6 protein-coding genes are annotated in these 8098 nt (G+C 71.2%); 4 read left to right on the forward strand and 2 right to left on the reverse strand.

The window, feature by feature from the left end; translation table 11 throughout:
* Positions 1 to 444: 444 nt before the first annotated feature.
* Entirely contained in the window at positions 445 to 1227 is a 783-nt protein-coding gene (locus ABZV42_RS07020) for a helix-turn-helix domain-containing protein (protein ID WP_355984060.1), read from the reverse strand.
* 373 nt (positions 1228 to 1600) lie between these two features.
* On the opposite strand from ABZV42_RS07020, the gene ABZV42_RS07025 reads away from it, so the two are divergent.
* From ABZV42_RS07025 to ABZV42_RS07035, 3 genes are all read left to right on the forward strand, one after another.
* Entirely contained in the window at positions 1601 to 2965 is a 1365-nt protein-coding gene (locus ABZV42_RS07025; protein WP_355984059.1) for an NAD(P)/FAD-dependent oxidoreductase, read from the forward strand.
* A 130-nt stretch (positions 2966 to 3095) separates the two neighbouring features.
* On the forward strand, positions 3096 to 4751 hold the full coding sequence (locus tag ABZV42_RS07030; RefSeq protein WP_356051046.1) for a SpoIIE family protein phosphatase: 1656 nt from the start codon (positions 3096 to 3098) through the stop codon (positions 4749 to 4751).
* Between the two features lie 314 nt (positions 4752 to 5065).
* Positions 5066 to 5881, forward strand: a complete 816-nt coding sequence (locus tag ABZV42_RS07035) for a methyltransferase domain-containing protein (RefSeq protein ID WP_356051047.1) — start codon at positions 5066 to 5068, stop codon at positions 5879 to 5881.
* Between the two features lie 107 nt (positions 5882 to 5988).
* On the opposite strand, the gene ABZV42_RS07040 is transcribed toward ABZV42_RS07035, so the two are convergent.
* On the reverse strand, positions 5989 to 7263 hold the full coding sequence (locus ABZV42_RS07040) for an MFS transporter (protein ID WP_356051048.1): 1275 nt from the start codon (positions 7261 to 7263) through the stop codon (positions 5989 to 5991).
* Between the two features lie 184 nt (positions 7264 to 7447).
* On the opposite strand from ABZV42_RS07040, the gene ABZV42_RS07045 reads away from it, so the two are divergent.
* Complete coding sequence (locus ABZV42_RS07045) at positions 7448 to 7996, forward strand: MarR family transcriptional regulator (protein ID WP_326786919.1); 549 nt, start codon at positions 7448 to 7450, stop codon at positions 7994 to 7996.
* The last annotated feature ends 102 nt before the right edge of the window (positions 7997 to 8098 follow it).

The raw sequence follows: 8098 nt of genomic DNA on the forward strand, positions 1-8098 counted from the left end.
ACAGGCTCCCCGGGCGACACCCCTTCGTGCGAACCAACCACTCGTCCGAGGGGACTTGTCGCTCGGCAGTACTAACTGTCCTTCGTTCGGGGAATGGTGAACGGTCGCCGCGCGCGGAAACAAGCGGACGGAAGTGGACAGAAGAAGGCGGAAGCGGACGGAGGCGGACGGAGGCGGACGGTCGTGGAAGCAAGGGTGACGGGAGGCAAGCGTGAGAGGAGGCGAGGGGTGAGTGGAGGCCAGGGGAAGCACGATGCTCCCGGACGCGAGGCGTGTCGCACTCGCGTCCGGGAGCATCCGTGTGCTCAGGGGCGTCCGCGCACGCGCAACATCCGCGCATGCGACGTCCGCGCGCGGAGCGGCCTGGCGAACCAAGCCGTCCCCACGCTGTGGAGCCCTTCTCACGGCCGGAACTCGTCCGCTCCGCGGAGGCCTTCGGTCCGGTCACGCCGGACGCGAGCGCAGGCCCTCCAGCAGAATGTCGAGGAGCCGCGCCGAGGCCGCCGCCTGCTGGGCCGCGTCCGGCAGCGAGGGTGCCGCCGTCGCGATGACCAGCAGGACGTCCGCCACGGTGACGTCCGCCCGCAACTCACCCGCCGCACGTGCCCGGTCGACGAGCCGCCCGACCACTTCGAGCAGCGCCGCCGCGCCGGCGTCGTCCACCTCGGCGATCACCGGCTCGTCCTCGGAGGAGGGCCGCTGCTCGACGAGCCGCAGCTCGGGCGCGGACTGGGACCGCTGCTGCGGCACCCGTGCCTCGTCCGGCTCCGTACCGTCCTCGGCGACGCCGACCCGCAGCACCTGCGGCGGCAGCAGCCGTCCGGCGCCCGAGGCCACAGAAGTCCGCAGGAAGCGCGAGAGCGCCGACCACGGCTCGTCCTCCTGGCCGAGCGCGGAGCGGGCCTGTTCGGTCAGCCGGGAGGTCTCCTCCTCGGCTATCCGGCGCACCAGGACGTCCTTGCTCGGGAAGCGCCGGTACACCGTGCCGACACCGACCCTCGCCCGCCGGGCGACGTCCTCCATCGGCGCGCCGTACCCCAGCTCGCCGAAGACCTCGCGCGCCGCCCGCAGTACGTGTTCGAGATTGCGCTGTGCGTCCACGCGCAGCGGCGTCGTGCGCGGTCCGTCCGCCGGACCGCGGCCGTTGCCGCTCGTCGCCGCGCCGGTCATCGCACCACCTGGTGCGATGGCTGACGCGGAAGCCCAATGAGAGTCCTGAATGTGCATAAGCGTTCCCCCGGTAATGACGTCTCCCCCCGGAGACACTCCCCGCCATCGACAGACCGGAGCGTGTGGAACAGGCCGATGTGCGAGACCGTCCCGCGGACTCGCCGAGCGCATCCCCCTACACCCCGTCGACACACGAACATAGTTGAGAGGGGGTCAATTCAGAAGGGGCAGGTTCCGCACAGAGCGCCCCTCGATCGGAGTACGGACCCCGTACGTCCCGATTACGCCCTGTCCGGACACCTCTCTCACCACCTTGACCTGCGGGTTTTCCCTAGACTCCGGCAAATCGGCCAACTCTGCACGTTGTCGGCGACCGGTCACACAAATTGTCGGGGCTGTGGACAAACTCCGGAGCGGGGTGCGTCATGGGATGGTGAAGGAACGTGCACGCATTCTCATCGTCGGCGGCGGCTACGTCGGGATGTACACCGCCCTGCGCCTCCAGCGGCAGCTGAAGCCCGAACTGAAGCGGGGTGAGGTCGAGATCACGGTCGTGTCGCCGGACCCGTACATGACCTATCAGCCGTTCCTTCCCGAAGCCGCCGCGGGCTCCATCTCGCCGCGTCACGTGGTCGTCCCGCTGCGCCGGGTCCTCGACCGGTGCCGGATCGTCATCGGCGAGGTCCGGTCGATCGACCACGCCAAACGCACCGCCACGCTCACCACGCTCGCCACCGAGGAGGAGGGCGCCGGCGCGGAGCAGATCACGTACGACGAACTCGTGCTCGCCCCCGGCTCGGTCTCGCGCACCCTGCCCATCCCCGGACTCGCCGAGTTCGCCATCGGCTTCAAGACGGTCGAAGAGGCCATCGGCCTGCGCAACCACGTCATCGAGCAGATGGACATCGCCTCCTCCACCCGCGACCCCGCGATCCGTGACGCGGCCCTGACCTTCGTCTTCGTAGGAGGCGGTTACGCCGGAGTCGAGGCGCTCGGCGAGCTGGAGGACATGGCCCGCTACACCGCGCGGTACTACCACAACCTCAAGCCCGAGGACATGAAATGGATCCTCGTCGAGGCCTCCGACCGCATCCTGCCCGAGGTCGGCGAGGAGATGGGCCGGTACACGGTCAGCCAGCTGCGCCGGCGCAACATCGAGGTACGCCTGGACACCCGCCTCAACAGCTGCGCGGACCGGGTCGCCGTCCTCAGTGACGGCGCACGCTTCCCGACACGCACCGTCGTATGGACGGCCGGCGTGAAACCGCACCCCCTCCTCGCCGCGACCGACCTCCCCCTGAACGAGCGCGGCCGGCTCAGGTGCACCCCCCAGCTCGCCGTCGACGGGGTCACGCACGCGTGGGCCGCCGGAGACGCCGCGGCCGTCCCCGATGTGACCGCGGAGCCCGGCAAGGAGACCGCGCCCAACGCCCAGCACGCCGTGCGCCAGGCGAAGGTCCTCGGCGACAACCTCGCGCACACCCTGCGCGGCGAACCCCTGGAGACGTACTCCCACAAGTACGTCGGCTCGGTCGCGTCCCTGGGACTGCACAAGGGAGTCGCACACGTCTACGGCCGCAAGCTGAGGGGCTATCCTGCCTGGTTCATGCACCGCGTCTACCACCTCAGCAGGGTGCCGACCTTCAACCGCAAGGCCCGTGTGCTCGCCGAATGGACCCTGGCGGGTCTCTTCAAGCGGGAGATCGTGTCCCTCGGTTCGCTCGAACACCCCCGTGCGGAGTTCGAACTGGCGGCCGGGGGAAAGCCTCCGACCGACCCGAAGGGGTCGTCCTGACCGGACCGAGGAACTCCACCGGCACGGACGGCGTCTGACGGATGTCGGCCCGGTCGGTCAGACTGCCAGACAGGTCCACGACTTTGGGCGGGTGAACCGCTCGCCCTTCTAACACGAGGCTTTCCCCACTGTGAACTTCACGCGCTGGAGCGCCCGGCTCCCCGGAACGCAGCGCCGCGCCGCAGCGCGGACCGAGCACACGGCCGCGCCGGACCGGCGCGGCGAAGGCTCCGTGCCGGCGGCCCGCGTCGAGCAGCTGACCGACGACGCCCCTCCCGGGCTTGCCGTCGACGAACTCCCGGTGCGCGCGGTCCTCGACCGCGTCCCCGCCCTCGTCGCCCTGGTGCACGGCCCCGAGCACCGCGTCTCGTACGTCAACGACGCCTACACCGCGGCCTTCGGCGCCCGCCCCGTCGGCGAGCCCGCGCGCGAGGCACTGCCCGAACTGGACGAGCTCGGCCTGCTGCCGCTCCTCGACCAGGTCCTGCGCAGTGCCAAGTCCCGCACGGTCAAGTCCCGCAAGATGTCGACCGGCCGCTCCTACACGTTCACCTGCACCCCCGTCGACACCTCCGCGGAGCGCGACGGCCGCGGTGTCCTCGTCTTCGCCACCGACGTCACCGATCACGCCGAGGCCGCCGAGCGGCTGCGCGCCAGCGAACGCCGCCAGCGCGAGACCGCCGTCACCCTCCAGCGTTCCCTGCTGCCGCAGGAACTGGAGGAGCCCGACGACCTGCGCGTCGCGGCCACCTATCTGCCCGGCGGCACGGAGGCCGCGGTCGGCGGGGACTGGTACGACGTGATCACCCTCGGCGGCGGCCGTACCGCGCTCGTCATCGGCGACGTCATGGGCCGGGGGGTCCGCGCGGCCGCCGTCATGGGCCAGCTGCGTACGGCCGTGCGCGCGTACGCCCGGCTCGACCTGCCGCCGCACGAGGTGCTCCAGCTCCTCGACGGGCTGGCCACCGAGATCGACGCCAACCAGATCGCCACCTGCGCGTACGCGATCCACGACCCGAACGAGGGCCGGCTGGTGTACGCCTCCGCCGGTCATCTGCCGATCCTGGTCCGCGACGAGAACGGCACCGTCCACCGCGCCGACGAGCCGACCGGGCCGCCGCTGGGCACCGGCGGCTGGCTGCACGCCTCCGGCTCATTGCCGCTCGGCCCCGGCTCCACCGCCGTCCTGTACACCGACGGTCTCGTGGAGCGCCGCGACGAGGACCTGGACGAGGGCATCGCCTCCCTGGAACGCGCCCTGGCCGGCGCCACCGGCAGCCCCCAGGTGGTCTGCGACCGGCTGGTCCGCGCGGCCGGCGTCACCGCCGACCACGACGACGACGTCGCCGTCCTGGTCCTCCAGCATCCCTCCCACACGGGCTCCGACAGCGAGCTCTTCCGCAACGCCGCCCTGGAACTGCTCGGTGGTATGGAAGCGGCCCCACGCGCGCGTGCCTTCGCCTCCGGAGTGCTGGCCAGCTGGCGCTTTCCCGCCGAGCTGCACGACCTCGGCGTCCTGGCCGCCAGCGAACTCGTCGCCAACTCCCTCCAGCACGGCACCCCGCCGATGCGGCTGCGGCTGCGCCGTACCGACCGCCGCCTGATCATCGAGGTCACCGACGGCGACGACCACCTCCCGCGCCGCCGTCGTGCGGAACCCGGCGACGAGGCGGGCCGCGGCATCGCGATCGTGGCGACGATCGCCTCCGGCTGGGGCTCCCGGCGTCTCCCTGGCGGCGGCAAGGCGGTGTGGTGCGAGTTCGCACTCCCGCGCGCGGGGAACTGAGACCACGCGCCGGGGACTGACCCCGCACCCCGGGAACTGGCCCCGCGTGCCAGAGCCTGACCGCGCCCCCCGGGGACTGGTCCCGCGTGGGCAGAGGCTGACCGCGCACCCCGGACGTCCGCCCGGCCGGAAACCGGCTTCGCGCCTGCCGGAAATACCCCCGGCCGGGAACTGGATCCGCGTCCTTGTGGACCGGGCCCGCGCGCCGGGCCCGTCTCGTGTGCTCCCTGGCATGTCGCTGACAGGTCGCGGCCGCTCGTACACAATCCACGCGTCCCCTGGCCGGGAGGACCGCCCGGTGCTAAGAGCTCCCCATGGCAGACGAATCGGGCTTTCAGCTCAAAGGAAGTGGCCACGAGCGCTACGAGCGGTACGCGGCGCCGTTCATGGCGCCCTTCGTGGAAGCCGTCCTGGACGCGGTCGACCTGTATCCCGGCGCCGAAGTGCTCGACCTGGCCTGTGGCACCGGCTTCGCGGCCCGCGCGGCGGCGGCCCGCGTCGGCCCCGCCGGACGGGTCTCGGGGGCTGACGTCAACGCCGGCATGATCGGCATGGCGGCGGAGCGTGCGCCCCGCATGTACCCGGATATCGACTTCACCGTCGCCTCCGCCGACAATCTTCCCTACGAGGACGCGGCTTTCGACGCGGTCGTGTGCCAGCAGGGCGTCCAGTTCTTCCCCGACCTGGACGCGGCCTTCGCGGAGGCGGCCCGGGTGACCCGTCCCGAGGGCCGCTTCGCCGCCACGGCGTGGGCCGCCAGAGACCTCATCCCGTACTTCGCCGCCCAGTACGAGGCGGTCGAGGAGTACGGCGGCAAGGAACTCGCGGCGGACTACGAGGGGGCGTTCTCCGGCACCTCCGAGCGGCTCTCCGCCGCCCTGCGAGCCGCCGGCTTCCACGACGTCGCCGTCCGGCAGGTCACCTTCGGCATCGCCTTCCCGCCCCTCGACGCCTACGCCCCCGGCCAGCTCTCGTCCACGTCCTGGGGACAGGCGATCGTCGACACCGCGGGCGAGGACGCTCTCCTGCGCGCCGGGCGGGCCGTCCACACCCGACTCGCCTGCCACACCGCCCCCGACGGCACCGCCACCCTCCCCTTCACCGCCAACCTGCTCACCGGCAGCCGCTGAGACAGCGCGACCGCGCACACGAAACGGCCGCCATCACGTCTCTTCGTGATGGCGGCCGTTTCATGGTCCGCGTCAGGCGCCCACCCCGCGGCGCGGCGGTCAGGCGGTCAGGCGGCCGCGGGCACCGGCGCCGCCGGAGCCCCACCCTGCGCGACCACCCGGCTCCTCGCGAGCGAGGGCTGATCCTGTACGGGGGTGAGCCGCCGTCCGAGCCGCAGGGCCAGGACGGTGATGCCGAGCGAGAACAGCAGGAACGTCACGACGTACGGGCCGTGCAGCGAGGCACCCATCGGGCCGCCCACCGCCGGGCCGATCGCCAGCGCGAGCTGCTTGACCAGGGCGAAGGCCGAGTTGTACTGACCCGCCATGCCCGACGGCGCCAGATCGGCGACCAGCGGAGCGACCGTCGGCGACAGCATCGCCTCACCGAGCCCGAAGAGCGCGTACGTCGAGACGAACGCCGCCGTGGCCATGGTCTGGCTGCCGTGCCCGAGACCCGCGTATCCGGCCGCCAGCCAGGCGACGGCCCAGATGAGCCCGACCGCGGCGATCACCCGGGACCGCTTGCGGCGCTCGACGAACTTCAGCACCGCGAACTGCGCGACCACGATCATCGCCGTGTTCGCCGCCATCGCCGTACCGAGCGCGGACGTGGAGATCCCGGCCGCCTCGACGCCGTACGCGGACAGTCCCGACTCGAACTGCCCGTAGCAGGCGAAGAACAGCACGAAGCCGAGCACGGAGAGCTGCACCATCGCCCGGTTGCCGAGCAGCTGCTTCCAGCTGCCGCCCCTGGACTGGGGAGTCTCACCCTGGATCCGGGGCGCGTGCGGCACCCGGACGGTCGCCATGATCACGACCAGCACCAGGAACATCGCCGCCTCGATCGCGAACAGCAGCGTGAACGAGCTCGCCCGGTCCGGGTCGACGATGTGGCCGCCGATGAGACCACCGACACCCAGGCCCAGGTTCTGGAGGAAGAACTGGGTCGCGAAGGCCCGCGAGCGGGTGTCCGCCGAGGAGCAGTCCACGATCATCGTCGCGAGCGACGGCTGCATCACGGCCTGCCCGGCACCGAGGGCCGCCGCCGACAGCACCACGGTCGTCGCGCTGTTCGCGAGGCCGAGGCTCAGTGCGCCCAGAGCGGCGGTCACCAGGGCGACGAGCAGGACAGGCCGGGGACCGCGCCTGACGATCGCCCGCCCGGCGAACGGCAGCACGACGAGAGCGGCCACGGCGAAGACGGCGAGCACGACGCTCGCCGTCATGGAGCCGAGTCCCCGTACCTGCGCCACATAGACGTAGAGGAAGGGGACGGTAAAGCCGAGCCCGAACGCGCTGAGCGCGTTGCCCACGTGGATCCGGCGCATCGCTGCGCCCATCGCCCTGGTCACTTTCACCTGCCTTGGTCGTGAAGCCGTACCGGCTCCCCGTGCCGGGCCCCGTGTCGGTGACAGGTTCCCTGCGCATGGATGTAAGCCTGAAGACTTCAAAGCTAAAGTTCGAAGTTGAACTCTACACCTTGAAGGACTTCGACACCAAGCGACGTCATGCGATACTCGGGCCATGGGCGACACCCCCGGCGTCAGTGAGCCGACACTCGAAGAACAGATCGCCGCCTACCAGCGCGAGTTTCAGGACCTCGACCCCCAGGTCGAGAAGATCGTCTCGGCGCTGTCCCGCCTGAACCGGCGGATGAACGTCGCCTACGGCCGCCAGACCGCCGCGCTCGGCATCAGCAACGCCGAGTGGGAGGTCCTGAAGGCGCTCGTCCTCGCCGGCGCCCCGTATCGCCTCGGTCCGAGCGAGCTCGCCAAGCGCCTCGGTCTCACCCCGGCAGCCATGACCCACCGCATCGACCGCATGGTCGCGGAAGGGCTGGTCACCCGGGAGCGCGACGAGTCGAACCGCGTACGTGTCATCGTCGAGCTGACCGACGAGGGACGCGAGAAGTGGCTGGAGGCCATGCGTCTCGCCACGGTCTTCGAGGAGGACCTGCTCCAGGACCTCTCCACCGAGGACCGAGGCGTCCTGGGCGAGGTCCTGACCCGCCTGCTACGCCGGGTGGAGGACGCCCAGCCTGACGCGGGCGGCCGGCTCAGCGACCTCGATTAAAAGATCTTGACAGCGGCGGTTGACACTGTCCGGGCGGATCCGTAAAGTTCTCCGAGTTGTCGCGGGACCGAACGGTTCCGCGGCGGTACATCTGCCGCTGTA

It is taken from the genome of Streptomyces sp. NPDC005281, from assembly GCF_040607495.1.
Classification (GTDB): Bacteria; Actinomycetota; Actinomycetes; order Streptomycetales; family Streptomycetaceae; genus Streptomyces.